General features: G+C 50.1%; 21 protein-coding genes. 11 read left to right on the top strand and 10 right to left on the bottom strand.

Annotated features, from left to right (window positions below; all coding sequences use genetic code 11):
- Window positions 1-52 precede the first annotated feature (52 nt).
- From B160_RS0122230 to B160_RS0122215, 4 genes are read right to left on the bottom strand one after another with little or no spacing between them, the layout of a single operon-like run.
- The gene (locus B160_RS0122230; RefSeq protein ID WP_018630150.1) at window positions 53-1,228 is read right to left on the bottom strand and encodes a CaiB/BaiF CoA transferase family protein; all 1,176 of its coding nucleotides are present in this window, start codon (window positions 1,226-1,228) and stop codon (window positions 53-55) included.
- The gene (locus B160_RS0122225; protein WP_018630149.1) at window positions 1,229-2,371 is read right to left on the bottom strand and encodes a CaiB/BaiF CoA transferase family protein; all 1,143 of its coding nucleotides are present in this window, start codon (window positions 2,369-2,371) and stop codon (window positions 1,229-1,231) included.
- Window positions 2,368-3,519, bottom strand: a complete 1,152-nt coding sequence (locus B160_RS0122220; protein WP_018630148.1) for an ABC transporter substrate-binding protein — start codon at window positions 3,517-3,519, stop codon at window positions 2,368-2,370. The genes B160_RS0122225 and B160_RS0122220 overlap by 4 nt, the downstream gene beginning before the upstream one ends.
- The gene (locus tag B160_RS0122215; protein WP_018630147.1) at window positions 3,512-3,961 is read right to left on the bottom strand and encodes a MaoC family dehydratase; all 450 of its coding nucleotides are present in this window, start codon (window positions 3,959-3,961) and stop codon (window positions 3,512-3,514) included. Before B160_RS0122215 ends, B160_RS0122220 begins: the two co-directional genes overlap by 8 nt.
- Window positions 3,962-4,202: 241 nt before the next feature.
- On the opposite strand from B160_RS0122215, the gene B160_RS29880 reads away from it, so the two are divergent.
- Window positions 4,203-4,475, top strand: a complete 273-nt coding sequence (locus B160_RS29880; protein ID WP_018630146.1) for an ORF6N domain-containing protein — start codon at window positions 4,203-4,205, stop codon at window positions 4,473-4,475.
- 116 nt (window positions 4,476-4,591) lie between these two features.
- On the opposite strand, the gene B160_RS0122205 is transcribed toward B160_RS29880, so the two are convergent.
- Together B160_RS0122205 and B160_RS0122200 are read right to left on the bottom strand one after the other, a co-directional pair.
- On the bottom strand, window positions 4,592-6,877 hold the full coding sequence (locus B160_RS0122205) for a GH92 family glycosyl hydrolase (RefSeq protein WP_018630145.1): 2,286 nt from the start codon (window positions 6,875-6,877) through the stop codon (window positions 4,592-4,594).
- A 136-nt stretch (window positions 6,878-7,013) separates the two neighbouring features.
- Entirely contained in the window at window positions 7,014-8,087 is a 1,074-nt protein-coding gene (locus tag B160_RS0122200; RefSeq protein WP_018630144.1) for a PDDEXK nuclease domain-containing protein, read from the bottom strand.
- A 330-nt stretch (window positions 8,088-8,417) separates the two neighbouring features.
- Between B160_RS0122200 and B160_RS0122195 the strand changes: the two genes are divergently transcribed.
- From B160_RS0122195 to B160_RS0122145, 10 genes are all read left to right on the top strand, one after another.
- The gene (locus tag B160_RS0122195; protein ID WP_026309946.1) at window positions 8,418-10,025 is read left to right on the top strand and encodes a carboxyl transferase domain-containing protein; all 1,608 of its coding nucleotides are present in this window, start codon (window positions 8,418-8,420) and stop codon (window positions 10,023-10,025) included.
- Window positions 10,026-10,451: 426 nt separating this feature from the next.
- Window positions 10,452-10,913 (top strand): IS200/IS605 family transposase, encoded by a 462-nt coding sequence (tnpA, locus tag B160_RS0122185; protein ID WP_018630142.1) that lies wholly within the window; start codon window positions 10,452-10,454, stop codon window positions 10,911-10,913.
- Between the two features lie 525 nt (window positions 10,914-11,438).
- A complete protein-coding gene (locus B160_RS0122180; RefSeq protein ID WP_018630141.1) occupies window positions 11,439-12,218 on the top strand; it encodes an enoyl-CoA hydratase/isomerase family protein in 780 nt (259 codons plus the stop codon).
- 45 nt (window positions 12,219-12,263) lie between these two features.
- Window positions 12,264-14,276: an acetyl/propionyl/methylcrotonyl-CoA carboxylase subunit alpha gene (locus tag B160_RS0122175; protein WP_018630140.1), complete on the top strand. Its 2,013-nt coding sequence runs from the start codon at window positions 12,264-12,266 to the stop codon at window positions 14,274-14,276.
- A 206-nt stretch (window positions 14,277-14,482) separates the two neighbouring features.
- Entirely contained in the window at window positions 14,483-15,628 is a 1,146-nt protein-coding gene (locus B160_RS0122165) for an acyl-CoA dehydrogenase family protein (protein ID WP_018630138.1), read from the top strand.
- Between the two features lie 48 nt (window positions 15,629-15,676).
- Window positions 15,677-15,895 (top strand): four helix bundle protein, encoded by a 219-nt coding sequence (locus tag B160_RS32295; RefSeq protein WP_083927743.1) that lies wholly within the window; start codon window positions 15,677-15,679, stop codon window positions 15,893-15,895.
- A gap of 39 nt (window positions 15,896-15,934) precedes the next feature.
- Window positions 15,935-16,801, top strand: a complete 867-nt coding sequence (locus B160_RS0122160; RefSeq protein WP_018630137.1) for a beta/alpha barrel domain-containing protein — start codon at window positions 15,935-15,937, stop codon at window positions 16,799-16,801.
- A gap of 32 nt (window positions 16,802-16,833) precedes the next feature.
- Window positions 16,834-17,430 (top strand): DUF6992 family protein, encoded by a 597-nt coding sequence (locus tag B160_RS0122155; RefSeq protein WP_018630136.1) that lies wholly within the window; start codon window positions 16,834-16,836, stop codon window positions 17,428-17,430.
- A 101-nt stretch (window positions 17,431-17,531) separates the two neighbouring features.
- The gene (locus B160_RS0122150; protein ID WP_018630135.1) at window positions 17,532-18,224 is read left to right on the top strand and encodes a CoA transferase subunit A; all 693 of its coding nucleotides are present in this window, start codon (window positions 17,532-17,534) and stop codon (window positions 18,222-18,224) included.
- 101 nt (window positions 18,225-18,325) lie between these two features.
- Window positions 18,326-18,985: a CoA transferase subunit B gene (locus tag B160_RS0122145; protein ID WP_018630134.1), complete on the top strand. Its 660-nt coding sequence runs from the start codon at window positions 18,326-18,328 to the stop codon at window positions 18,983-18,985.
- A 7-nt stretch (window positions 18,986-18,992) separates the two neighbouring features.
- Here the strand turns inward: B160_RS0122145 and B160_RS0122140 are convergent, their stop codons facing one another.
- From B160_RS0122140 to smc, 4 genes are all read right to left on the bottom strand, one after another.
- Window positions 18,993-19,364, bottom strand: coding sequence for a YdeI/OmpD-associated family protein (locus tag B160_RS0122140; RefSeq protein ID WP_018630133.1), 372 nt, complete (start codon window positions 19,362-19,364; stop codon window positions 18,993-18,995).
- A gap of 2 nt (window positions 19,365-19,366) precedes the next feature.
- Window positions 19,367-19,579, bottom strand: a complete 213-nt coding sequence (locus B160_RS0122135; RefSeq protein WP_018630132.1) for a hypothetical protein — start codon at window positions 19,577-19,579, stop codon at window positions 19,367-19,369.
- Between the two features lie 77 nt (window positions 19,580-19,656).
- Complete coding sequence (gene mrdA / locus B160_RS0122130; RefSeq protein ID WP_018630131.1) at window positions 19,657-21,762, bottom strand: penicillin-binding protein 2; 2,106 nt, start codon at window positions 21,760-21,762, stop codon at window positions 19,657-19,659.
- Window positions 21,763-22,389: 627 nt separating this feature from the next.
- Window positions 22,390-25,920 carry a chromosome segregation protein SMC gene (gene smc / locus B160_RS0122115; RefSeq protein WP_018630128.1) on the bottom strand — a complete coding sequence of 1,177 codons (3,531 nt, stop codon included), beginning with the start codon at window positions 25,918-25,920 and terminating at the stop codon, window positions 22,390-22,392.
- Window positions 25,921-26,149: the final 229 nt, after the last annotated feature.

Raw genomic sequence — 26,149 nt, 5'->3', positions numbered from 1 at the left:
ATAATTTTTAGTCATTCTAACCTCAAATATGAAACTTTAAACAAACAATTGCCTAAGATACTACAGCGCCCTCTTTTTGCAATTGATTTAATCCAAATTCTTTATCAATGGCATTTGTATGTTCACCCAGCAGCGGGGCACCCGTTGTACTGGTGAGCAGCTGCCCGTCGATCTTAAAGGGGCAGCGCGTGGTCGTAATGACCGTGCCGTTGCTGTTCTTTACCGTCATTTCCATCTCCAGCTCCTTATAGGCCGGATGGTTCCTCAACCCGGTATAGTCCAGCACTTCCGAGCACCAGATGTCGGCCGGCTCCAGTACCGCCAGCCATTCCTTTGTAGACCGCTGCTGCAAATGCGCTGCCAGTACCTGCTTGATCGCATCGCGCCGGGTAAACCATTCATCCCTGTTGGTATAGGCCAGCAGTGCATAGCAATCCGTCAGCTGCCCCAGTACTACAATGTCCGTCATGGCCAGGGCCAGCCAGGAATCGGCTGTTTTATAAATACCATAGGGAGCGCCCACATAAGGATGACCACCGTTCACGGTACTGCGCTGCGGCAGGTCATGACCATCATTGTAATAGCAGGTCAACAATTCAAACTGAAAATCAAGTGCACTTTCCAGCATGCTTACCTGTACTTCGCCCCCCGTTCCTGAAACCATTTTCTGATACAGCAGGGATAAGATCCCCTGTGCAAGATGCGCCCCGGATAAGATGTCCACAATGGAAACACCCAGGGGGGTGGGGTTTTCGTGAGCGGTATTGTTCAGCAATGCTATACCGGTTGCCGACTGCAATAACAGGTCCTGCCCCGGCAGATCTTTCCAGGGGCCTTCTGCACCAAAACCGCTGATACTGGCATACACCACAGACGGATTAAGCTGTTTCACCGTTTGGTAATCCAATCCCAGCCGCTCTATTACACCCGGGCGGAAGTTATGAATCACCACATCCGCACGCTTCAGCAGTTTCTTTATTTTAATCAGATCTGCTGCATTTTTCAGATCAGCTGTATAACTTTCTTTACTCCGGTTGATCGCCTGAAAGATCGAGGACGCCCCATCGATGACCACATCCGACACATACAGTTCCCGGCAGATATCACCGGTAACGGGGCGCTCGACCTTGATCACCCGCGCGCCCAGATCGGCAAGCGTTAAGGATGCCGATGGCCCCGAAAGGAACTGGCTGAAGTCAACCACCAAAATATCGTTTAGAAAGTTCATCTATCCCTCCATTAAATGTTTAATGATCGCTTCCCTGTCGGCTCCCAGCGCAGGCGCCGCTTTTGCCGAAACCAATTTTTCCCCGTTCAGCGTAATCGGACATCTCGTGGTGCGGATCGTTTTACCACCTACCTGTAGCTCCTGCTCCATTTTTAATACCTGGTATCCCTCGGTTTGATCAAGATCCTTCCAGCTATAAACAGCAGCCGCCCACAACCCGTTCCTACGCAGCCGGTCCAGCCAGTGCCGGGTTGTATTGGTTTTTAATTTCTTTGCGATCAGTGTCTTTATTTCATCCCGTTTCTGAAAAACATCCTGCTGGTCAAACGCGTTCAGCTCTTCCCAATCCAATGCCGCCGCCAGGTCCCTGAGTTCCATCATTGCCAGCGAAAGAAAATGATCCGCCGTTTTATAAATTCCATAAGGGGCACCCAATAGGGGGTTGCCGTTATTGACCTTGCTGCGGTGAATGCTGTTCCTGCTGTGAAAGAAGGTGGTAAACAATTCAAACTGCATCCCGATGGCGGACTCGATCAGGCTGAGCTCAATATACGCCCCCTTTCCTTCACGCTGTCTGCGGATCAATGCGCCCAGTATGGCCTGCACCAGGTGAATACCGCTAATAGAATCTACTGCCGACAGGCCAAACGGAACCGGTGCCCCGCCGCCATTTCCCGTGGTATAGGCGAGCCCCGACAACGACTGCACCAGCAGGTCCTGCCCCGGCTTTTTCGCCCAGGGGCCCCTGCGGCCAAAACCACTGATCTCCGCATAAATGATCTTTTCATTAACCGCCTTTACATCCTTGTAAGCCAGGCCTATTTTTTCCATTACACCCGGCCGGAAATTATGGGTGATTACATCCGCTTTCCGGATCAGCTTTTTGACCAGTTCCAGATCTTCCTTATTTTTCAGATCCGCCGTAAAGCTTTCTTTATTGCGGTTGATGGCGTGGAAATTAAGCGCATCCCCGTCCACCCACAAGTTCTTTACGGCCAGTCTCCGGCAGGGATCACCGCCCTGCGGCCGTTCAATTTTTATAACGCGTGCACCAAGATCTGCCAGTCGCAGCCCCCCTGAAGGGCCGGACAAATACTGGCTGAACTCCAACACAATTAATCCGTTTAGTGGTAGCTGGTTCATAGGATCGCTTCCAATTTTAAGCTTTCCGCATAAAGCGTATTTAATTTAGTAAGTACTGTTTGCGGTGACTGGGTATTGCCCTTTAAATATTCCTGGATATAAAATCCCCCGGCATCCTGGAAGTGCAGGTACCCGTGATAACGCGGACGTATATAAGCGCGCTCAAGGGTTGCCCGGGTGTTTTTAAAAAATCCGTTACATACCCGGTTGTTCACTTCATCATCATAACCAAAATCATATCCCGGTTGCCCGCCGGTCAGGATATACTCCGTTCCCTGCCATTCCGGAGAACAAACAAATTGCACAAAATCCACGGCAATGGCGGGCTGGCGGCTGTGTGCCGAAACGGCAATACCGGTGCCGCCCAATGTGGTCTGAAGGGGCTGTCGGTTGAATGTAACAACATTTGTGTATACCAGTGTTTGCCTGCTATAATGTTTTCTTGAATAATTGGAATATCCGTAGGCAAAGGGGCAATACCCGTAGTCGTCGGTATTGCTCATGGCTTCTGCAACGGCTATGGGGTTCATCGAAAAAAAGCGACGGTCCAGCAGGCTATAGAACGCTTTCATCGTATTCAATGCAGCAATACCCGCTTTTGTATCAATCACCTCTCCGTTTTCGAACAGACTGCCGCCATGCGCCCGGCCAAAGGTATAAAAATTCATCAGCAGGTCGATGGGGATGGCTGGTGCCGCAGCTTTTCCTTTTTCTGCAATGGCCATTACATCCTCCCAGGTTTGCGGCACCTGGTGTTGCTGCAAGAGATCCGGTCGCATGCTGGCCACGGGCGTTGCCGCATCAATGGCCAGCGCCCACTGACCGCCATCGTAAGCATAGCTGTTGTGCGAAGCGCCCACTGAATGCAACTGCAGCTCCTTTAGGAAAACTTCGGGAAGGTATTCGTTCAACGGCAGCACGCAATTGGTTACCGAAGCGCTGCCCGCCCAGGGATGATCGATGATCAGCAGGTCATAAGTTTCTGTCAGCTTCTCAATGGAATAATCTGCAAAAGCCTGCAGGCTGCGTTTTTCCCACAGTACCTGTACATTCGGGTGCAGCTCGCTGAAACGCTGAGCTGCTGCCTGAAGGGGTACCATACCCCTACTGTGATCCCAGGCGATGCCTTTTAATACCACCTTATCCATGCTGCTCCTTTTTTTCCACCAGCAATAAATGCTCGCAAACCATCACCAGCTGTCCTTCCTGGTTATGCACTTCCAGCAGCTCCGACACAATACCGTACCCCGGCTTTTTGTGCGCTTTTTTTTCTTTAATGGTGAGGGTTGTTTTTATCGTATCATGGATAAATACCGGGGCTATGAACCGTAGCCGCTCATAGCCATAAGTCATGGCCACTTCATTGATCACCCCGGCGGTTGATCCTACGGCTATGCTAAAGATAAGGGTACCATGTGCGATCCGCTGTTTAAAGGGCTGTGTTTTGCACCATTCTGCATCCATGTGGTGCGGATAAAAATCCCCGGTCTGTCCGGCATGCAATACAATATCCGCCTCGGTAATGGTCCTCCCGGTAGTTGTTCGCTTTTCTCCCGGCACAAAATCTTCAAAATATATCTTTACAGCCATATGACAGCGTTTAAAATGGCTACCGGGCGCAATACTACCTTTTGCCAACAGATCGAAAATAGATCGAATCGCTTTGCCGGGAAATGTTAGGATTCACTAAGCTAATGGAAGATTTTACTATGAGCGGTAACAGGTCAACAGGCTCATACTTTCATATCCGAACAAAAGGATCTTTTATCCTCTTACGGCATATTTTAGCGACCTTTATAAAGCAGCAATCCTAAAGAAAAAAAACAATACCATGGCTAAGAAAGAACTGCAACTCCTGATAGCTGAACAAAAGATCTTAAACCCGATCTACGTTGTCCGGGGGCAAAAAATAATGCAGGACCAGGACCTGGCAGAAATGTACAGAGTAGAAGCCCGGCGCCTGAATGAACAGGTAAAACGCTATCTTAACCGTTTTCCAAAAGACTTTATGTTTACGCTCAGACAAAAAGAGTTCCACAGCCTGATGTCGCAAATTGCGACCTCAAGTTCATCCGGTGTCCCTTACAGAGCAGTGCGTAGCTGAAAAAGAAGAACCGCAATCTTAACGCACTCTGCAACAGATAGATCAAAAAGATCCGGCTTCCTGATTAGAAGCCGGATATGCGTATAGTTCTGTAATATTCTTATTGATCGTCATTATTATTGATCGTCGCGACTCATGGAATAAGGCACGTCCTTATCAGCCGTACCACGGGTTTTATTGGGTTGCGCGCCCATAGCAAAGTTGATCACGGCACCCTTCTGTAACGCACTGAAACTGAACCAGTTTTTACTATACACCTGCCCGTTAAACGTAGCCGATTGTACATACCGGTTGCGGTCGCTGTTGGCCGGGGCGTTGATGATGATCTTTTTGCCGTTCTCCAGGTGCACTATTGCTTTTTTAAACAGCGGTGCACCCACCACATACTGGTCCACACCCGGTGTTACCGGGTAAAAGCCCAATGCTGAAAATACATACCAGGCGCTGGTTTGTCCGTTGTCCTCATCGCCGCAGTAACCATCCGGTGTAGATTTATACATACGATTCATGGTTTCCCGTACCCAATATTGCGCCTTCCAGGGCGCGCCGGCATAGTTATACAGATAGATCATATGCTGTATCGGCTGGTTGCCATGTGCATACTGGCCCATATGGGCGATCTGCATTTCGCGGATCTCATGGATGACGCCGCCATAATAACTGTCGTCAAAAACCGGAGGCAAACTGAATACATTATCCAGCTGTTTTACAAAATTGGACTTACCACCCATCAGGTCGATCAGCCCCTGTATATCGTGAAACACGCTCCAGGAGTAATGCCAGCTATTCCCTTCCGTAAACGCGTCGCCCCATTTATAAGGATTAAAAGGGCTTTGAAATTTGCCATCCTTATTCTTGCCACGCATCAGGTTGTGTTCCGGATCAAAAAGGTTTTTATAGTTCCGGGAGCGTTTTTTATACAGCTCCAGTTCCGCCTTAGGCCGGCCCAGGGCCCTGCCCAACTGGTAGATGGTAAAATCATCGTAGGCATATTCCAGCGTACGTGCCGCATTTTCATTGATCTTTACATCATAGGGCACATAGCCCAGCTCGTTGTAATACTCCACGCCTCTCCGGCCCGTGGCCCGTGGCCCCTCATTGTTGGCACCGTGCAGCAACGCCTCGTACAGGGTGTTGATATCATATCCCCTCAATCCTTTTAAATAGGCATCAGATACCACCGATGCGGAATTATTGCCCACCATTACATCGGAATACCCCGGGCTGCTCCATTCCGGCAGCCATCCGCCTTCTTTGTAATCATTTACCAGACCCGCCTGCATTTCTTTATTGATCGACGGATACAGGAAATTGAGGAACGGATACAATGCCCGGAAAGTGTCCCAGAAGCCGGTACCCGAAAAGCGGTAGCCGGGGAGGATCTTGCCGTTGTGCGGACTGTAATGTACTACCTGGTTCGAAGCATCCAGCTCATACATCTTATGCGGAAAGAACAGCGTCCGGTACATGGCCGAATAAAAGGTCCGGAGCTGGTCGGTGGAAGCGCCTTCGATCTCGATCCTTCCCAGGCGCTCATTCCACAATCTTTTTGCTTTGACCATGGTTTGTTCAAAACCGTCTGCTGCCAGCTCCCGCTGCAGGTTCAGCTCCGCCTGATCAAAGCTGATAAAAGAAGTACCGATCTTCATGTGCACCTTTTCGCCCTTTGTGGTTCTAAACCCAACGATCGCCCCGCTGTGATCGGCCGTTATTTCCAGTGCCGATTCATTGAGCTTATTACCCTCCCAGGTATGGGCATTGGCAAAAGGCTTATCAAAATAGATCACAAAATAATTTTTAAACCCCGGCAGGGGCCCGCGCGCATGTTTGGTAGAGTACCCGATGATCTTTTTTTCTGAGGGGATGATCTTAATATAAGATCCCTTGTCAAAGGCATCGATCACGATAAAAGAGCTATCGGTCTTTGGAAAGGTGAACCGGAATTGGGCGGCCCGTTCTGTGGGCGTCAACTCGGTTGTAACATCATGGTCTGCCAGGTACACACTGTAATAATAGGGTTTGGCAACTTCTGCCTTATGCGAGAACCAGCTGGCGCGGGCATCCTGCTCAAATTCCATTTTTCCGGTAACCGGCATGATGGAGATCTGGCCATAATCATTCATCCATGGAGAGGGCTGGTGGGTTTGTTTAAACCCGCGGATCTTATCAGCGTCGTAAGTGTACATCCAGCCATCGCCCATTTTACCCGTTTGTGCGCTCCACAGGTTCATACCCCAGGGCACACCCACCGCAGGATACGTATTCCCATTGGAAAGACTGGGTTTGGACTGGGTGCCCATAAGTGGGTTCACCAGCTCAGCAGGATCATTCTTTTGAGCCTGCAGCAGGAGCGAAAATCCCCCGGTCAGGATCAAAAGGGTGTAGCGTGCAATCTTCTTCATGCGCAATAATACTATTTTTGAATAACAAAATCGTTTTTGCAACCTTTTACAAAAATACGGCTTTGGATGAATCAGCGTGTTTCAATTTACAGTTAAAAAAAAATATCATCAGGCCCCTATCCGGTGTGGCTGTTGATTACGTTCCGTTAACCTGTCGCTTCAGGGCCTCTTTGCTGGGAAATACGGCTTTATATTCTTTTGCAAAGATGCTTCTGTTATTTTCAGGCAGGGTAAATTCCACTACTGTTTTATTCTCCTCTTTACACAGGATAACACCGATGGTCGGTTTTTCGACCCGGGTCTTTATCTTCCGGTCATAAAAGTTCACATACATTTGCATTTGACCAATGTCCTGATGCGTGAGTTTTCCAATCTTCAGATCAAAAAGGACGAAACATTTTAATAAGCGGTTGTAGAAAACAAGATCCACATAGAAACTGTCACCTTCAAATGTAAAACGGCGTTGCCGTCCTTCGAATAAAAAACCTTTTCCCAGTTCGAGCATAAAATGCTCCAGTTTATTGATGATAGCAGCTTCCAGTTCACTTTCAGTATAGCTTTCATTCTCGTTCAGATTCAGGAATTCCAGTACATAGTGACTTTTTAATGCATCGATAGGCTGTTCAATGATCTGTCCTTTTTTCGCCAGTTTTTTCACCGTTCTTTTATCCAGGCTCAGCACCAGGCGCTCATAAAGGGAGGCGTTGTATTGCCGGATCAGTTCTCTTACGCTCCAATTATTCTGAACGGCTTCTATCTCATAAAAATCGCGCTCCTTTTCATCATCTATTTTCAGCAATTGAAGATAGTGGGTCCAACTCAGTGAAAACGGCACGTGGGGCAGGTTCTTTACCGACCGGACCGATGATCGCTTTGCAATTGATACCGTTTTAGTGGATTTTGAAGATTGTCCAATCAGTGATTGGACAATTCGTTTTTCGTAGGTAGAATAAAACTGACGCATGTATTCCAGGTTCGATTTTGAATACCCCTTCCCAAACTCCTTCGTTAGTTCAGCACTTAACTGGCGGATCGTTTGATCTGCGTATCCCGCCCTGGGATTGCCCTTGAGTTCATATTCGACAATATTCCTTCCAATCTCAAAATAAGTAATGAGCATTGCGGTATTAACGTTACGAACAACATGCTGCTGAGCGTGCAGGATCAGTGTCCGGACAGATTGAAACAGTTGCCTGGTTGTTTTTGACATGGTGTTATCATTTAGCTGCCCTTAAAGTTAACAAATAATCTTTTATGCAGCCAGCGACTGTTGGCCCGATTTTAATATGGGTATTCCGTGCCCGGTGCCATTTCCGTGCGCATGCTGTAGACACAACCTATATATTAGTTCCTGCCTGCACTGCAGCACAAGGGAGTGACACAACGCTGCTGATAGCAGCACTGCGGCCGGCGCTCAAAAAACACCACCATCTTTATTGCCCGGGCATACAAAGTTTCAATCCGCAACTAACAATTGTTAGCTTATATGAAAAATTTTCCCTTACTTCGTATAACTTTAGAGGAACAAAAAAATAGCGTCGTGTACCGGATCCAATCAATGGTAGATATCTGTTCTGCCGCATTTAATGAAAATCAGCGTGCCTACCGGCAGTTGCTGGAGCAGTACGCTCAGCATATGAAAAGCTTGCTGCATAATGAGGACCTGCCTTCCGTTCAGAAACATAAAAAAAGAGGGAAACTGCTGGCAAGGGAGCGGGTAGATCAGCTGCTGGACCCAAACACGCCCTTCCTGGAGCTTTCGCCCCTCGCTGCCTTTGGCATGTATGACAATCAATTTCCATCGGCAGGCATCATCACCGGGATCGGCGCCGTACACGGGCGTATGGTGATGATCATTGCTAACGATGCCACCGTAAAAGGCGGCACTTATATGGAGCTGACCATAAAAAAGCATGTACGGGCACAAGAGATTGCCCTGGACAATCAGCTTCCCTGCATTTATATGGTGGACTCCGGCGGGGCCTTTTTGCCGGAGCAGGATAAGGTATTTCCAGACCGCCATGATTTTGGCCGTTTCTTTTACAACCAGGCAAGAATGTCCGCTGCCGGCATTCCCCAGATCGCCATCGTGATGGGCTCTTGTACCGCAGGCGGGGCCTATGTTCCGGCCATGAGTGATGAAACCATCATCGTGCGGAACCAGGGCACCATTTTTATTGGTGGTCCGCCCCTGGTAAAAGCCGCTACCGGCGAGGAAGTAACGGCAGAAGAACTGGGTGGCGCCGTGGTGCACACTTCGGTTTCCGGAGTGGCCGACCATATTGCAGAGAACGATCCCCATGCGCTGGTCATTTGCAGGAATATCATCCGGACCTTTAAACAGCCGGAAGTACAGCCACTGGAGCAGGTTACGCCGGAGGATCCATTGTACGATCCACAGGAGCTTTACGGACTGGTGTCAACAGATCTGAAAAAACAGGTGGATGCCAGGGAGATCATCGCACGACTGGTGGATGGCAGCCTTTTTCATGAATTCAAAGCCGCTTATGCTCCTACGCTGGTCACCGGTTTTGCGCATATCCTAGGCTACCCGGTGGGCATCATTGCCAACAACGGTGTGCTGTTTGGAGAATCGGCCTTAAAAGGTGCCCATTTTATAGAGCTCTGCACCGCGCGGCAAACACCTATTCTATTTTTACAGAATATCACCGGCTTTATTGTAGGCAAGGAATACGAGCACAAAGGCATTGCCCGCGATGGTGCCAAGATGGTGCACGCCGTCGCCAATGCCGGGGTTCCCAAATTCACCGTGGTAGTTGGCGGGTCCTTTGGTGCGGGCAACTATGCTATGTGCGGTCGCGCCTATGATCCCCGGTTCCTATTTATGTGGCCGCATGCCAAGATATCGGTAATGGGCGGCGAGCAGGCAGCAGGCGTACTGACCACCGTAAAAGAAGAGCAGCTAAAGGCCGCGGGCAAAGAGTTCCCGGAAACAGAAAAAGAAACCCTGCGCCGATCGATCCTGAAAAAATACGAAACGGAAGGGTCCGCTTATTACAGCACGGCCCGGTTGTGGGACGATGGCATTATTGATCCGGTGGATACCCGGAAGATCATCGCACTGGGCATTGCCGTTTCTTTAAATAAAAAATGGGAGGAAACAAAAAATGGGGTATTCAGGATGTAACAAGCTCATGAAGGGGTTAGCAGGCAGCCAATGGGATAACCGGGTTTTTATGTACCCAGCTGTAGTGCAGGTGGCAGCCTCGTTGCGTCGCACACTTGTGCTTTTGTGCATGCATGGTAACAGGTCGCCCCTACGGGGCTCCGGATTTCCACGTACAACAGGCTGCCCATAGCGGCACCTACGGCGCCATAAATAAAACGGGCTGATCAATAGTATGACCGGGCAGCGAAAATATACGGCAGATGATTCAAAGGACTCATCCGGTCCCAGCGGGACCATCTACCGGTAGAATAAACCGTTCAAAGATGAATACATCATAAACACATCGATAGCAAAGAACCCGACCGGCCCCGGCGGGGCCATCTGTTGGTGACCCCACGGATAAAAATTTAATCAAGCCTCGTAGAGGCGGCATATAAACAAATCATGGCAAACACATATACACAAATTCACATTCAATTGGTATTCGCCGTCAAATACAGGCAATCCCTTATTGAGCATTCCTGGAAAGATGAATTGTATAAATATATAACCGCCATTGTTCAAAACAAGACGCATAAGTTGCTTATTATAAACGGGATGCCCGATCACCTGCATATATTGATCGGGATGCGTCCCACACAATCCTTATCCGATTTATTGCAGCATATAAAAGGCGATTCTTCAAAATGGATTAATGAAAGAAGATTCATCAAAGGAAAATTTGAATGGCAGGAAGGCTACGGTGCTTTTTCATATAGTAAATCGCAGGTGCCGGGTGTCATTACCTACATTAAAAATCAGGAACAACATCATTCAAAGAAAAATTTCAGAGAAGAATATTTGGATCTTCTAAAACAATTCGAAATTGAATACGATGAACAATACATTTTCAAAAACCCGTTTTAACAGGTCGCCCCTACGGGGCTCCGGATTCCCGCATACAACAGGCTACCCGTAACGGGCACCTACGGCGCCATAAATAAAACGGGTTGATCAATAGTACGACCGGGCAGCGAAAATATATGGCCGAGGATACAAAGGACCCAGCCGGTCTCAGCAGGACCATCTACCGGTAGGAATAAAACGTTCAAAGATGAATACATCATAAACACATCGATAGCAAAGAACCCAACCGGCCCCAGCGGGGCATTCGAAAAACCATGGACACGTCATAAAACATATGAATCAAACAGAAGCCATCCGGTCCCAGCGGAACCTTCTATCGGTAGAATAAAACGTTCAAAGATGAATACATCATAAACACATCGATAGCAAAGGACCCAACCGGCCCCAGCGGGGCATTCGAAAAACCATGGACACGTAATAAACATACGAATCAAACAGAAGCCATCCGGTCCCAGCGGGACCTTCTGTTGGTAGACCCGCAATTCAAATATTTTAACCAGCCCCATAGGGGCGATCTATCAAACAATGACATATACAACCATCGAAACAGAACAGCATTATCGCATTGCCACCGTATGGCTGAACCGGCCGGAGGTGCGCAATGCGCTTAATAATATGATGATCGAAGAATTGATCCATGTATTTGAAACCCTGGGTGCCGACAACGCCGTACGTGTGATCACCCTGCGAGGGCGTGGCAAGGTATTTTGCGCCGGCGCAGACCTGAAGTGGATGAAGGCCACCGCAACATCCGGCTATGAAGAAAGCCTGGAAGAGAACCGGCAGCTGGCCCGCTGTTTCCAAACCGTTTATAACACCCCTAAGCCTACGATCGCTGTGGTACATGGTGCAGCAATGGGAGGCGCCAACGGTTTGCTCGCTGCCTGCGATTTTGCTTATGCCGGCGATGATACCCTCTTTGCCTTTTCTGAAGTACGACTGGGGCTGGTACCTGCCACCATAGCGCCCTATATCTTAAAAAGGACCGGGGAAGCAACCGCAAAGGAACTCATGCTCACAGGCCGGCAATTTCATGCAAAAGAAGCCGCGCAGGCTGGGCTCATCAACCAGGTATTGCAGGAAATGGAGCTGGAAAGCAAGGTGGCGGAGCTGGTACAGGAATTGCTGCAGGGCGGACCCAACTCCATTGCCGCCTGTAAACGGCTATTGCATCATCTGTCGGAAAAAGAACCGGAAACGGCAATTCCTTATACCGTGGAAGCGATCGCCAGGGCCCGCAGTTCTACCGAAGGACAGGAGGGCATGCAGGCGTTTTTTGAAAAACGAAAACCCAACTGGATATAACCCGCTCCGGACAATTTTATTTTTCGCAATTGACCTCGTACTCCAATGAATAAGATCCTCATAGCAAACCGCGGCGAAATCGCCTTACGCATTATCCGGACTGCAAAAAAAATGCAGATCAGCACCGTACTGGTCTATGCCCCCCAGGATGTCGGCGCTGCCTACCTGAATGAAGCAGACGAAACAATATTACTGGAAGGGCAATCGCTCAGCGAAACCTATCTGAATGGCAATAACATCATTGCTGCAGCAAAAGCCGTTCGTGCAGATGCCATTCACCCCGGCTATGGATTTCTTTCCGAGAATGCGGCGTTTGCAAAAGCCTGCAGGGATCAGGGGATTATTTTTATCGGACCTACACCGGAGGCTATGGAGGCAATGGGCAATAAGATCGCCGCAAGGCAAACGGCAATGGCAGCCGGGGTACCGGTTACACCTGGCATTACGGGCACCGTACAGGAGCTGATGGCACATTCCGGCTCAGTGGGTTTTCCACTGCTGATAAAGGCCGCCGCCGGCGGGGGTGGAAAAGGAATGCGCGTGGTGCAGGAGGAAGCAGCATTAAAAGACGCCCTGGAAGCGACCGCACGGGAAGCAAGAAACTATTTTGGCGATGATACCGTTTATATTGAAAAATATATTGCAGCCCCCCGGCATGTGGAAGTGCAGGTACTGGGAGATCAGCACGGCCACATCATTCACTTATACGAACGGGAATGCTCATTACAGCGAAGACATCAGAAGATCATTGAGGAGGCGCCGTCCCCTACCCTTACGCCGCAAATACGGGAACAGATCTGTAATGCCGCCGTACAACTGGCGGCCGCTATCGGTTACCGAAGCGCGGGCACTCTTGAGTTCTTAGTAGACCCTGACCTTAGCTTTTACTTTCTCGAAATGAACACCCGGATTCAGGTGGAGCATCCGGTTACAGAACAGACCACCGGTATCGACATGGTGGAACAGCAGATCCGTATTGCCCGTGGGGAGCCGCTGAGCCTTCAGCAAAACGATATCCGTCAGAAAGGGCACGCCATTGAATGCCGCATTTATGCAGAGGACCCGGAACAGCAGTTCTTACCCGCTCCGGGCACCCTGCTCTTTTATAAAGAACCCCAGGGCGAAAACATCCGCATCGACGGCATGCAGCTGCAGCAGGGCGCAACGGTTACGGGAGACTTTGATCCCATGATCGCAAAACTGATCACCTGGGGAACAGATCGCGAGGCCGCCCGGGTAAGGATGATCGAGGCATTGCAGCAGTATTTTATCTATGGCATCAAAAACAATATCGCTTTTTTATCGGCGCTGCTGCATCACCCCGATTTTACAGGGAACCGGATCTCCACAAAATACATCGACACCCACCTGGCCGGTTTGTTGCAGCAGTTTGAGAACCGGAAAAAAGCGGAAGATATACGGATCCCGCTGGCAGCCGCACTGGTATTCAGCCTGCTTCCCCATGAAAAGGAACCTGCTTCTATCTGGGAAGCGATCGGCTACTGGCGCCCTGTTCAGCAAATAAAGCTGAACGCAGACGGGCGGGAGATCGCTGTTATGATCCGCCGGCAATCACCCTTTAGCGTCAATTTTGAATATGATGCAGCGCTCATCAGCGCAACGCTTACCCCAACGGAAGCGCAGCAATTCCATCTTATACTGGATCAGCAGCTGCATCCGGTACATATTTTTGAAACCACGCCAGGGGTATTTATGGTACGTTATCATGGATCGGATTATACGGTGACGCGCAACGATATTTTGCATATAGCAGATGAAACCTTACCTCCGCCATCCGCCATTGCTGCAACAGCCGGCAATATTTGTGCACCCATGCCGGGCAAAGTGATCAAGGTAGCTGTGGTAGCCGGGTCTGCGGTAAAGACGGGCGAGCTCTTACTGATTGTGGAGGCCATGAAGATGGAGAACAATATCCTGAGTCCGAAAGATGGGGTGGTCACTGCCATTGCAGTGGCTGAGGGCGATAAAGTAGATGCCATCACCACATTGATCCATATAGAAGACATGGATAACAAGACGCCCTCTGCCGGCTCGTGAGGGCAGGAAATTCAGATAAGGATCTGGACAATAGACTCTAACTGGTTTGTGAAGACCCAAACCAGGATATATGGACGGAGGCCGAAGGAGCCAAAGAAGATATATGAAAGCGATCCGTAAAGATGCGGCCCCCGCCAACTACCGGGTTCGTGAAAATATGAACCGGGATCAAAGAAACAAAAAAATGATAAAAGATAGATTTTAATATGGACTACACATTAAGCGAAGAGCATCAGGCAATCCGGGATATGGTGCGGTCATTTGCCGAAAAGAACATTAAACCGCAGGCACAGGAGCTGGATGAAAAAGAGCAGTTTTCCCCGGAGCTTACCCGGCAGATGGGCGAGCTGGGCCTGATGGGCATTTACCTTCCCGAAAAATACGGAGGCGCCGGTATGGACTACCTTGCCTATATCATCGCCGTAGAGGAAATAGCCCGTATAGACGGATCCCAGGCAGCAACACTCGCAGCCCATAACTCCCTGGGTATTGGCCCCATTTACAATTACGGTACGGAGGAGCAAAAGCTGCAATACCTGCCCCAGCTCTGTACCGGCACGGCATTATGGTCGTTTGGTTTAACAGAACCCGGTGCGGGCAGCGATTCAAGAGCATCAAAGACAACAGCAAAGGTCGACGGTGATCAGTGGGTGATCAACGGCAGCAAGATCTTCATCACCAATGGTTCGGTTGCGCTGAACCGCGGCACTACAGTGCAGGCGGTAACCAACGAAGTCAATGGCAAAAAAGAATTCACGACCATTATTGTGGACCGCAATACAGCCGGCTTCACCCAACAGTCCATGCACGGCAAAATGATGTGGCGCGCCAGTGATACGGCCCAATTGTTCTTTGACGACTGTCGCGTCCCAAGGTCACATACGCTGGGACCGGTGGGTGAAGGATCAAAGATCATGCTGCGTACGCTGGACGCCGGCCGGCTGAGCATTGCTGCTATGGGACTGGGTTGCGCCCAGGGCGCTTTTGAAATGGCATTGAGTTATGCGCAGGAACGCCGCCAATTCGGCAACACCATTGCGTCCTTCCAGGCGAACCAGTTCAAGCTGGCGGATATGGCGCTGAAAATAGAGCTGGCGCGTACTTTTTTATATAAGGCCTGCTGGCTGAAAGATACCGGGCAGCCCTTTACAAAAGAGGCCGCCATGGCCAAGCTTTATTGCTCAGAAATTGCCAGGGAAGTGACCGATGCCGCCGTACAGCTGCATGGTGGCTACGGGTTGATGAAGGAGTATGACATAGAGCGCTTTTACCGCGATCAGCGGTTGTTGCAGATCGGCGAAGGCACTTCAGAGATACAACGGATCGTGATCGCGAAACAATTAGGATTATAGTTCATGGGCGATAGTTCATGGTTAATGGTTTTTACCTGAAACCCGTTTCTGAGTGAACGGACGCAACCGGAAGCAATAAAAACCGGGCAAACCATTCCTGTATTTAAGCAATTCTTAAATATCGCCCTGCGTTCGGCTATTGAAGTAGTGACCGGGCTGTTTTTATCTAAAAAGAGAAACTATATTACAGAACAGTTGTTTAAAAAATTATATGAGGACTATGAGTTACGACGCAAAATGATCACTAAACTTCGTAATTCTTTATAAAGAAAGCTTCCGGTAGATATAGAAAACCTACTATGAACCATGAACAATGAACTAAAAATAACCGAATGCCCCCGCGATGCACAACAGGGATTGTCTTATACCATCTCACCCGAAAAACGGGCTGCCTATATCAATGAACTGATGCAGGCCGGCTTCGACGTGATCGATTTCGGAAGTTTTGTGTCCCCAAAAGCCGTGCCCCAAATGGCGGAGTCTGCCAAAGTACTGGAAGGGGTCCATAAAGAAGGATCGGCTACCAAATTGCTGGCCATTATCGGAAACGAACGGGGAGCTGCTGAGGCCGCCGCTCAACAAAAGGTGGACATCCTGGGGTTCCCTTATTCGATCTCCAACACCTTCCTGGAACGGAATATCCATTCCGATTCTTCTAAAGTGCTGCATGTGCTAAATGAAATTGCCGATATCAGCCAGGGCAGCGGAAAAAGCCTCCGGGTATATATCAGCATGGCTTTCGGAAATCCCTATGGTGATGAATGGTCACAATTTATGATACAGGATGCTGTTTATTTGCTGGCAAACAAAGGCGTTCAAACCATAACCTTATCCGATACTACCGGACTGGGAACGCCGGAAGTGATCTATCAAATTTTTAAACCCCTGATCCCGCGCTTTCCCGGTGTGGAACTGGGGCTTCACCTGCATACGCTTCCCGAAGAAGCGCCTGCAAAGATCGATGCTGCCTGGAAGGCTGGCTGCCGCAGTTTTGACGGGGTCATCAACGGCCTGGGAGGTTGCCCGCTCACGGGCTATGAGCTACTGGGCAATGTGAATACACTTACGTTGTTGCAATATTTTCGTAATAATCATATTGCAACCGGACTGGATGAAAGCCGCATTCTGCAGATCGCTGCTGCGTACCCCGATTTCAACCCGCTGAAATCTTAAACCGGATATCGTAACTTACGTAAAAAAAGGTTATGAAGTTTTTATATATTCTGTTCTTCAGTTGCTCCTTCTGCTTTTCACAGGCACAGCAAAACCACGCATGGAATATTGATGCGCTGCACCAGCAACGGATCGAAACCAACAGGAGGGGCATGTGGGTGCTCTCCGGATGGGGTGTGGTCAATATGGGCAGCGGTATTATCGGAGCCCTCAGTACAAACAATACGGAGGTCAAAGCATTTCATACTATGAATGCTTTATGGGGTGTGGTCAATACCGGCATTGGCGTTTTAGGACTCATGCGCGTCAAAAAGGAAAAAAACCTGTCCCCTTCGGATGCCGATAAATACCGGGCTTATAAAAATGTAAAAAAATTATACGCTATTAATGGAGGACTCGACCTGCTGTATATGGGCACCGGAGTGTTTTTAAGGTCCCGGGCAGGGCACGCAAAAAATCCGGCGAGGAACAGGGGTTATGGAAATGCGCTGCTCGTTCAGGGTGCGGGGCTGCTCTTATTTGATGTGGTCATGTGCGGAAGCCATCAAAAACGGAACGGCTCGTGGAAGCATGCAGCACCGGAATTTGCCGCTACAGAAAACGGCGTTGGCATGGTGTATCATTTTTAAAAATCCCGCCACAAAGACATGAAGGCACAAAGAAAATATAAAGATCACCCCTCCTGGTAATGCTTTGCGACTTAGTGTGTTGGTGGCAAAAAATAAATCATATGAACAAAGTTGTAAAAAATGCGAAGGAAGCTATCGCCGGTATCAAAAGCGGTATGACGCTGATGGTGGGGGGCTTCGGGCTTTGCGGCATCCCTGAGAATTGCATTATGGCAATCACGGAAACGGATCTCCGGGAGCTCACCTGTATTTCCAACAACGCCGGCGTGGACGATTTCGGGCTCGGCCTCCTTCTGCAAAAAAAACAGATCCGGAAAATGATCGCCTCTTATGTAGGGGAAAACGCCGAATTTGAGCGGCAGCTTTTACACGGCGAGCTGGAAGTGGAGCTGATCCCGCAGGGTACGCTGGCGGAGCGCTGCCGTGCGGGCGGGGCGGGCATTCCTGCCTTTTATGTACCAGCGGGGTACGGCACCGAAGTGGCGGAGGGAAAGGAAGTGCGGGAATTCAACGGCAAGCCACATCTGCTGGAACATGCGCTGAAAGCCGATTTCGCCCTCATCAAAGCCTGGAAGGGCGATACTCATGGCAATCTTATATATAAGGAAACGGCCCGCAATTTCAATCATCCCATGGCCACTGCCGGGAAGATTACCATTGCGGAAGTGGAAGAACTGGTGCCTGCCGGACAATTGGATCCCATGCAGATCCACACCCCCGGTATTTACATAACACGGATCTTCCAGGGAACGGATTATGAAAAAAGGATCGAGCAGCTGACGGAAAGCCAGTAGGAAATAGCAAGCAGTATAACCTCATTCGTTACTTGCTGCGCTCCTGCTAACCACTCCCCACTAGCCACTCCCTATTTCCTACTCGTTAAAAAAACAAAAAAATGAGCCTCACAAAACAACAGATCGCACAACGCATTGCTCAGGAATTGAAAGACGGTTACTATGTAAACCTCGGCATCGGCATCCCTACCCTGGTAGCCAACTATATTCCGGAAGGGATCGAGGTGGTATTGCAGTCGGAGAACGGCATGCTGGGCATGGGGCCCTTCCCCCAAAAAGGCATGGCCGATCCGGACCTGATCAATGCCGGCAAACAAACTGTTACCCTGCTGCCCGGCGGCGTTTATTTTGATTCGGCCACCAGCTTTGCCATGATCCGCGGCGGCCACATCGATCTTACCGTACTGGGTGCCTTTGAAGTAAGCGATACCGGCGATATCGCCAGCTGGAAGATCCCCGGGAAAATGGTAAAAGGCATGGGTGGGGCGATGGACCTGGTGGCTGCGGCTAAGAACATCATCGTAGCCATGCAGCATACGAGCAAGGACGGGCAATCCAAACTATTAAAGCAATGTACCCTGCCCCTTACCGGTGTAAAATGCATTAAAAAAATCGTAAGCGATCTGGCGGTATTGGAAATCACCGATGAAGGATTTGTATTGCTGGAGCGCGCGCCCGGCGTATCCGTAGAAGACATACAAAAGGCCACTGAAGGCCGGCTGGTGGTTAAAGGCGATGTGCCGGAAATAAAACTGGTATAGGCCCTCCTTACTCCTGCCACAGGCCCTTTACCTTTGCTATGGCAATCAGCCGCAGGCCCTCTTCCGTCATCTTTCCTTCGGCAATCATGCGCTTTGCCCGCTCTATATTGGGGAGGCTCCAGTTACTTTTCCGCGGGTTGCGGGGCGAAAACGTAAGGTAATAACTTTCGGCATCCCGTTTTTTACAGAGGCTGTCGATCCACCCAAAACAAAGCGCCTCTTCCGTTGCCGCAATCCGGTCTACCGAGGGTGTGCTGCAGCCTTTATGAAAAAGGATCAGCCACACCGGCTCCTGCTTACCGGCATTTTTTTGCAGCCAGCTCCGCCACTGGCGGCGTGTTTTGGCATATACAGCAATCCTGCCATCTTTTATTTCCATGGTTAGCGGGTTTTATCTTTTTTAGTACCTGTTTCCTGTTTACCGGTCATCATCCTGAAAACGGACCCAAACGGGTCCAGGACGGATGTCATCTCAAAATACCCACTCCCTTCGCCATGATCTGCGGGGCGCTGCCGGGATGTGGCACCCTGTACCAGCAAGCGGTACAGGACCGCGTGCAGATCATTCACATGCCTCTGAGCCATTGTTGTCATATCATTCAGATTTAAGTGATTTAACGATACAAAGCTATTTTGGGCAGATGACAGCCTTATGTCAGCAGTCCTTTAATTTATTCTGAGCGAAGGGAAATGCCGGCCCATACCGGCTCAAAAGTCCGTTGTTTCCGGGCTGGCAGCATTGCCTTTCCGGAAGGCAGGTCCATTGCAACTCCCGTACTATCAGTTTTTTTTGCTGCGGGGCGCCCGGCGTGCTTTAGAAACCGGCGCAGCCGGGTACTATCTTTTGTAAGTTTGGTCCATTGCTCGGCCCTTATGGAGTCCGTTTTATATTGCAGGCGTTCAAAATACCAGGGTATCAGGTTGGCCCGGGCAATCCGTTCCAGGTCGGCCTTGCTTTTGTTGGTCAGGCTGTCCAGCAGGTATCGCTCCATCAGTATGCGTGCAATAGGCCCGGCCCAGGTGCCTCCATAGCCGGCATTCTCCACGGCCACCGCTATGGCGATCTTTGGGTTATCCCTGGGTGCAAAACAAATAAACATGGAATTATCCTTCAGCTCTATACGCTTCCCATCCAGTACGGTGGCGTTTTCCGCTGTGCCTGTCTTTGCGCATACGTCTATACCGGGGATAGCCGCCACCTTTGCGGTACCCTGTGTCACCACATCGTTCATTCCATTAATAATGGCATCATAGGCTGCTGCAGAAATATGCGTCAGCGTTTCCTGCCGTTGCCGGTATCTCTGCAATGCCTGTGCATCGGCAGGTGTTTCTTCTTCTATGCTGTCTACAAAATGAGGAATATAATAATAACCCCTGTTCGCAATAATGCATACTGCATTGGCCAGCTGCAGGGGTGTAGCCAGCATCTTGTCCTGCCCTATTCCCAGGGTAAGGTTGGTACAGGAGCTCCAATTGCCTTTATAGTCTTCATCATAATCCCCTACGGTGGGTATCTTACCCTTGTCTTCGCTGGGCAGGTCTACCCCAAGGCGTACTCCCAACCCCAGCTTATGCATATACTCCTCCCATTTTTCATAGCCCCGTTTTACATCTCCGTACTCCGGATTATCAACGGTAAGGCGATATGCATTCATAAAAAAAGCGTTACAGGAATGGGCAATGGCCAGGCGCAGGTTATCTGCATGCCCGGCCCAGGACTCCAGGCATCCTACCCTTCTGCCACAGGCATCATATCCTCCCCGGCAGGGATAACCAGAGGCAGGTGTAATGACCCCTTCATCCAATGCAACCAAACCGCCCAGCGGTTTAAAAGTAGAGCCGGGCGGATACCGCCCTTTGATCCCCCTGTTCAATAGCGGAGCCCGCACATCCAACGCCATTTTTGCATAATGGGCATTTTTTTGCGGTCCGGTAAGATCGTTGGGGTTGAAGACGGGGCCGGATGTCATGGCCAGTATGCCTCCGGTTTTCGGATCCAGTGCTACCACCGCCCCCACTTTATTAGCCATCAGCCTTTCAGCCAGCACCTGCAGGTCAACATCCAGGTAGGTTTTTAGTCCTTTTCCCGCAATCGCGGTCGTATCAAAATCACCATTTTCATAATGCCCCACCAGGCGGTTCCTGTTATCTTTGATCATGTACTGCACACCACGCCGCCCCATCAGCACGCCTTCATAATTATATTCCAGCCCGTTCTTACCCGCATAATCGCCCGGCCGGTAAAAGTTGCCCGACCGTTCAATATCTTTTGCATCCACTTCTCCGATATACCCCAGGAAATGTGCCCCTGCATGGTACGGATAGGTACGCACCGGCCGTTGCTGTAAGGCAAAACCGGGAAAGCGCCAGCTGTTCTCTTCAAAGCGTGCCTGTACCTCCGGTGTCAGCAACGATTGAAATACAGAAGGCCGCATACGGGAGTTTTTTATAATGGCACTTATGATGCGGGTTCTGAACATCGCCGTATCGATCTCCATAAGATTACAGAAAGCTGCCGTATCCAGGTTCTTCACCTCTGCAGGGGTCACTACCAGGTCAAACATGATGGTGTTATTCAAAATGGCCCTTCCCTTCCTGTCATAAATGATCCCCCGCTCCGGGTAAATGATCTTTTGAAAAACGGCATTGTCCTTTGCCAGCTCCAGGTATTTCCGGTTAACCAGCTGCAGGTTGACCAGCTGCGCAATAATAAGGGCAAATACGCATAAAATGATCAGCTTCACCACAAAGGCTCTCGACTTATTAAATACAGGCATAAAAAGTATCTTAACATTTTGGTTGTTTAAAGCTCTATCCGGTTTCATTGATCCTGTTTCCCTAAAACGGGCAGGCCGGCCCGGTGCCGCTTCCGGCACATGCCGTCAGGGCCGGCAACACCGCCTTGCTGTCGCCGGCTTTGGTAAAGCCGCCGGCGCCCGCCGCCATTCCATCTTTAACCGGTTTTACCGCCTCAGCCTTACCCGTTCGTTAAACATGGTGCAGGTATTAATGGATGATCGATCTTTATGAAAAGCAAAATTACGGAGTGGTCGTTATCCATGGCTGATGAAGATCAGCAGTTGGCATATTTTTTTGTGAAAAAGCCCGGTAATCTTTGTATTACGGGCGACGGGGAGATCCGGGGGACATAGTACAAATGACCGGTTTAAAAAAGGGCATAAAAAAAGAGATGGTATCAAAAGTCGCTTTATAGCGTGTTGTCGTTCTGAACTTGTTTCAGGATCTATTGATAGATAACTATTATCAGATACGGAAACAGGTTGCCAATGACAAATGAAAGACTTTTGATACAACCTCCCTATTTATAACAACTATATTCCGGCAGGGACAAATTTGTGAACCTTAACAGGTAGAATCAATCACCCCTTGCACCCTCTAAAAACCTAATTCTGTGCCGCAAGACTGCGGAAATCCACGCTTACCAGCTTGCTTACACCGGGCTCCTGCATGGTTACCCCGTAGATCACATCCACGGTGCTCATGGTGGTTTTATTGTGGGTTACAATAATGAACTGCGAGTTTTCGCTAAACTGGCGGATCATGTTGGTAAACTTGCCCACATTGGCATCATCCAGCGGGGCATCCACCTCATCCAGGATACAGAAAGGCGCCGGCTTGATCAGGTAGATGGCAAACAGCAGCGCGGTTGCCGTAAGGGTCCGCTCTCCCCCGCTCAGCTGTGTTAATGAGGTCGGGCGTTTCCCTTTTGGTTTTGCCACTACATCAATACCCGTATCTGCAAGGTTTTCCGGGTTCTCCAATACCAGGTCGCACTGATCGTCCTCTGTAAACAGCGATTTAAATACTTTCTGAAAATTCTCCCGTACCTGGTTAAAGGTATCCAGGAACTTCTGGTTGGCGGTGGCCTCTACCTCTTCAATGGTCTTTAACAGGCTTTCCTTGGCATTTACCAGGTCGCTCTTCTGCTCTACAATAAACTCGTAGCGCTTTTTCATTTCGGTAAAGGCTTCAATGGCCGTCGGGTTCACCTCACCCAGGTTTTCCAGGCGCTTCTTCATCCGGTCCGCCTTTTCCTGCAGCTCTTCCGTAGCCACTTCGGTATTGCGCGGGTCGTCCAGGATGTCTTCGATCTGGATCTTAAACTCCACGTTCAGCCGCTCGCGGGTACCGGCCAGCTGCAGCTTCAGCTCGTTCAGCTTATCCTTAATGGCCGCCAGCAGGTGCTCTACCTGCTCCTTCTCCCTTATCTTATGCCGCAGCCCGCTTTCTTTTTCATTGAGCACATTCCGCATATTGTAGTAGGCCTGGTCGGCCTCGTTGAGCGTTTGCTGGTCCTGCTCCCGGCTGCGGACCAGGTTCAGCAGGTTTTCCTCGATCTCCTTCAGCGCATTTTCAGAGCTCACGATCTCCCCGCCGGTATCGGACAGCTGCACCGTGCTTTGCTCTATCTGGCGCTTCAGCTCCTCCAGCTGGTTGGTCTTAAAATTCAGCTCCTGCTTTAAGGCGGTCACCTTGCTTTGCTGGCGGGTTACGTTCAGGTTAAACTCGTTAAACTGGGCGGTAGCTTCCTGGTAGCCGGCTTCTGCCTGCTTAAAGGTTTCTTCTGCTTCTGCAAGCTTGTTGGCATTCTGCTGCAATATCTCCGTAAACGCTGCCAGCGACTGGCGCACGCCGGCTATGGAGCTTTGCGTACTTTGCAATTGTTCTGCAAGCTCCTCCAGCCGGTTCTTTGCCACGCTTTGCTGGCTTTGCAGGTTCTCGCTCCGGTTTTGCAGGGCAAACACGGCATTGGTCAGCTCCTGTATCTCTTTTTGCGTTTCCTTAATGGCATTCTCCCGCAGGTCTTCATTAAAGGCAATCACCTCGTTGTGGCGCGCCTGTATCTGTGCCCGCAGGTTTTGCACCACTTCATCCTGCGCGGCTATATCTTCCTGCAGTTTTTCCAGGTTCTTTACCCGGCCTATCTTCTTGCCTTCAATCAACCCCACGCTGCCGCCGGTAAGGGTAAACCGGCCTTTTACAAATTTGCCCTGCTTTTCTATCACCACCGATCCGTTGCTGTTCTGCAGCGCTTCCTCGCCCTCGGCTACAAACACGTTGCCCAGCAGGTGCGCCGCCAGCTTGCGGTACCGGTCCTCTACCTCTATTACCTCCAGCGCAGGAGTGGCGCCCTGCAGGCTGTGGGTATTTTCGCCCCCCATTTCTTCTATCCTATTCAGCAAAAAGAAATTGGCCTTTCCTTTTTTCTGATCGCTGAGCAAATGCACGGCCCGCAGCCCCTGCTGCAGGTCATCCACCACGTAATAGTTCAGGTAGGGCTCCAGCACGTTTTCCAGCGCGGTGCGGTATTCTTCTTTTACATATAAAATATCCGAAAGGATGGGCGCATTGGTGTTCCATTCTTTATTGTTGTGCAGGAATTTTACACTTTCCGGGTAGCCCTCCATGGAGTCGATCATGCTTTTGAGCAGGTCGTGCTCATTGCGTTTGGCATCCAGCACACGGGTTTCGTCTGCCAGCCGGTTGCGCAGCTCCTCTACAATGCCCTGCGTTTGCAGGATCTGCTCTTTGGTATGGTCATGGTGGGCCTGCAGCTGCTCCAGCGATGCGTTCCGCTCCTCCAGCTCCCGCTCTTTTAAACCGTGGTCTGTCCGTACTTTTTGCAGGAACTCCTCCCGCTGTGCGGATTCATCTTCCATCTGGCCAATGGTGCGTTGCAGGTTTTGTACGGAGGTATCGGCCACCGCTACTTTTTTTTCTGCCTCAAACTGGTCCCGCTGTACCTGCTGGTACTCCATACGCAGGCTATCCACCCCGTGGCGCTGCTCATCCAGTACATTGCGCCTGCGGGTTACTTCATCCCTAAAGTTCTCCAGCTGCTCCGTCAGCCCCTCATATGCCAGCTCCTCGTCGCCCACCTGCTGCCGGGTAAAGGCAATGCTTTCCTCTATGCCCTTTAGCTGGGCATCGGATTTGGAAAGAAATTCCTGCAGGCCGGTTTCCCGCTCCTTCAGGTATTGCAGGCGCTGTACGGCCAGGTTCTTATCGCCCTCCCTGGTGCGCACCTGCTGCACCAGCTCGTTATACGCGGCCTGCATGCTTTGCAGGGCCCGTTCTTTTTCAATAAACACCAGCTTCTCCTGCTCTATATGCGCTTCGGCCGTGGCAATCTCCGCCTCCAGCTTTACGGAGCGGTCGGTTTCTGCCTGCTGCTGGTCGTTCAGCTCCTTATAGGTAAGGTTAAAGCCCTCCAGCGCCGCTTTGGCCAGCTCTATGCTTACCTCGCGGTATTCTTTTTTTATCTCGTGGTATTTTTCAGCCTTGCGGGCCTGGCTTTCCAGGGCCTTTAGCTGGTTGTTTATTTCAAACAGCAGGTCTTCAATACGGTTCAGGTCCTGCTCTGTAGCATCCAGCTTTTGTTTGGCTTCTTTTTTACGGGTTTTGTATATGGAGATGCCGGCGGCCTGCTCCAGCATGCGGCGGCGGCTGTTGTCCTTGTCCTTAATAAGGTCGTCCACCATATCCAGCGCTATAATGGCATAGGAGTCTGTGCTTACCCCCGTATCCATAAACAGGTTCTGGATGTCCTTCAGGCGGCACTGCACATCATTAAGGCGGTACTCGCTTTCGCCGCTTTTATAAAACTTACGGGTGATGCGCACGGTGCTGAACTCTGTGGGCAGCAGGTTCTTGGTGTTCTCAAAAGTGAGGCTTACCTCCGCCAGGCCGCTGGCGGAGCGGGTCTTGGACCCGTTAAACACCAGGGAGTCCAGGTTTTCGCTTCGCAGGGCGCTGATCTTCTGCTCGCCGATCACCCAGCGGATGCTGTCCACAATATTGGATTTTCCGCACCCGTTCGGCCCTACAATACCGGTAATATTGTCGTCGAAATTAACGACCGTTTTATCGGCAAAACTTTTAAATCCCTTTATTTCAAGACTTTTTAAACGCACAGTATTTTCCTATTTTAATGTAAAGGCGAAAATAACGGTTCCCGCCCCAATGCGGAAGCCTGTTTTTGCACAACCCGTCGTGGAAAACAGGCTAAAAATGTGGAAAACCGGTGGATAACGCATTTTTGGCATACCGGGGTTGCTCCGCTGCGGGCGGCATGTCTTATACCCTGTTTGGGGGAAATTTTTCCGACAAACGCCTTCGCCTGGCTCACCGCTTTGTAAGGCG

It is taken from the genome of Niabella aurantiaca DSM 17617, from assembly GCF_000374125.1.
Classification (GTDB): Bacteria; Bacteroidota; Bacteroidia; order Chitinophagales; family Chitinophagaceae; genus Niabella; species Niabella aurantiaca.
This window is presented reverse-complemented; position numbering and strand designations above follow the sequence as displayed.

Bases quoted from the DNA above. Each gene is read 5' to 3' on its own strand.
- mrdA (WP_018630131.1), bottom strand. From the start codon at position 21,762: ATGCCTGTATTTAATAAGTCGAGAGCCTTTGTGGTGAAGCTGATCATT.
- B160_RS0122165 (WP_018630138.1), top strand. From the start codon at position 14,483: ATGGACTACACATTAAGCGAAGAGCATCAGGCAATCCGGGATATGGTG.
- B160_RS0122150 (WP_018630135.1), top strand. From the start codon at position 17,532: ATGAACAAAGTTGTAAAAAATGCGAAGGAAGCTATCGCCGGTATCAAA.
- B160_RS0122155 (WP_018630136.1), top strand. From the start codon at position 16,834: ATGAAGTTTTTATATATTCTGTTCTTCAGTTGCTCCTTCTGCTTTTCA.
- tnpA (WP_018630142.1), top strand. From the start codon at position 10,452: ATGGCAAACACATATACACAAATTCACATTCAATTGGTATTCGCCGTC.
- B160_RS0122220 (WP_018630148.1), bottom strand. From the start codon at position 3,519: ATGGATAAGGTGGTATTAAAAGGCATCGCCTGGGATCACAGTAGGGGT.
- B160_RS0122230 (WP_018630150.1), bottom strand. From the start codon at position 1,228: ATGAACTTTCTAAACGATATTTTGGTGGTTGACTTCAGCCAGTTCCTT.
- B160_RS0122225 (WP_018630149.1), bottom strand. From the start codon at position 2,371: ATGAACCAGCTACCACTAAACGGATTAATTGTGTTGGAGTTCAGCCAG.
- B160_RS0122175 (WP_018630140.1), top strand. From the start codon at position 12,264: ATGAATAAGATCCTCATAGCAAACCGCGGCGAAATCGCCTTACGCATT.
- B160_RS0122215 (WP_018630147.1), bottom strand. From the start codon at position 3,961: ATGGCTGTAAAGATATATTTTGAAGATTTTGTGCCGGGAGAAAAGCGA.
- B160_RS0122200 (WP_018630144.1), bottom strand. From the start codon at position 8,087: ATGTCAAAAACAACCAGGCAACTGTTTCAATCTGTCCGGACACTGATC.
- B160_RS0122205 (WP_018630145.1), bottom strand. From the start codon at position 6,877: ATGAAGAAGATTGCACGCTACACCCTTTTGATCCTGACCGGGGGATTT.
- B160_RS0122145 (WP_018630134.1), top strand. From the start codon at position 18,326: ATGAGCCTCACAAAACAACAGATCGCACAACGCATTGCTCAGGAATTG.
- B160_RS0122160 (WP_018630137.1), top strand. From the start codon at position 15,935: ATGAACAATGAACTAAAAATAACCGAATGCCCCCGCGATGCACAACAG.
- B160_RS0122180 (WP_018630141.1), top strand. From the start codon at position 11,439: ATGACATATACAACCATCGAAACAGAACAGCATTATCGCATTGCCACC.
- B160_RS0122135 (WP_018630132.1), bottom strand. From the start codon at position 19,579: ATGACAACAATGGCTCAGAGGCATGTGAATGATCTGCACGCGGTCCTG.
- B160_RS29880 (WP_018630146.1), top strand. From the start codon at position 4,203: ATGGCTAAGAAAGAACTGCAACTCCTGATAGCTGAACAAAAGATCTTA.
- B160_RS0122140 (WP_018630133.1), bottom strand. From the start codon at position 19,364: ATGGAAATAAAAGATGGCAGGATTGCTGTATATGCCAAAACACGCCGC.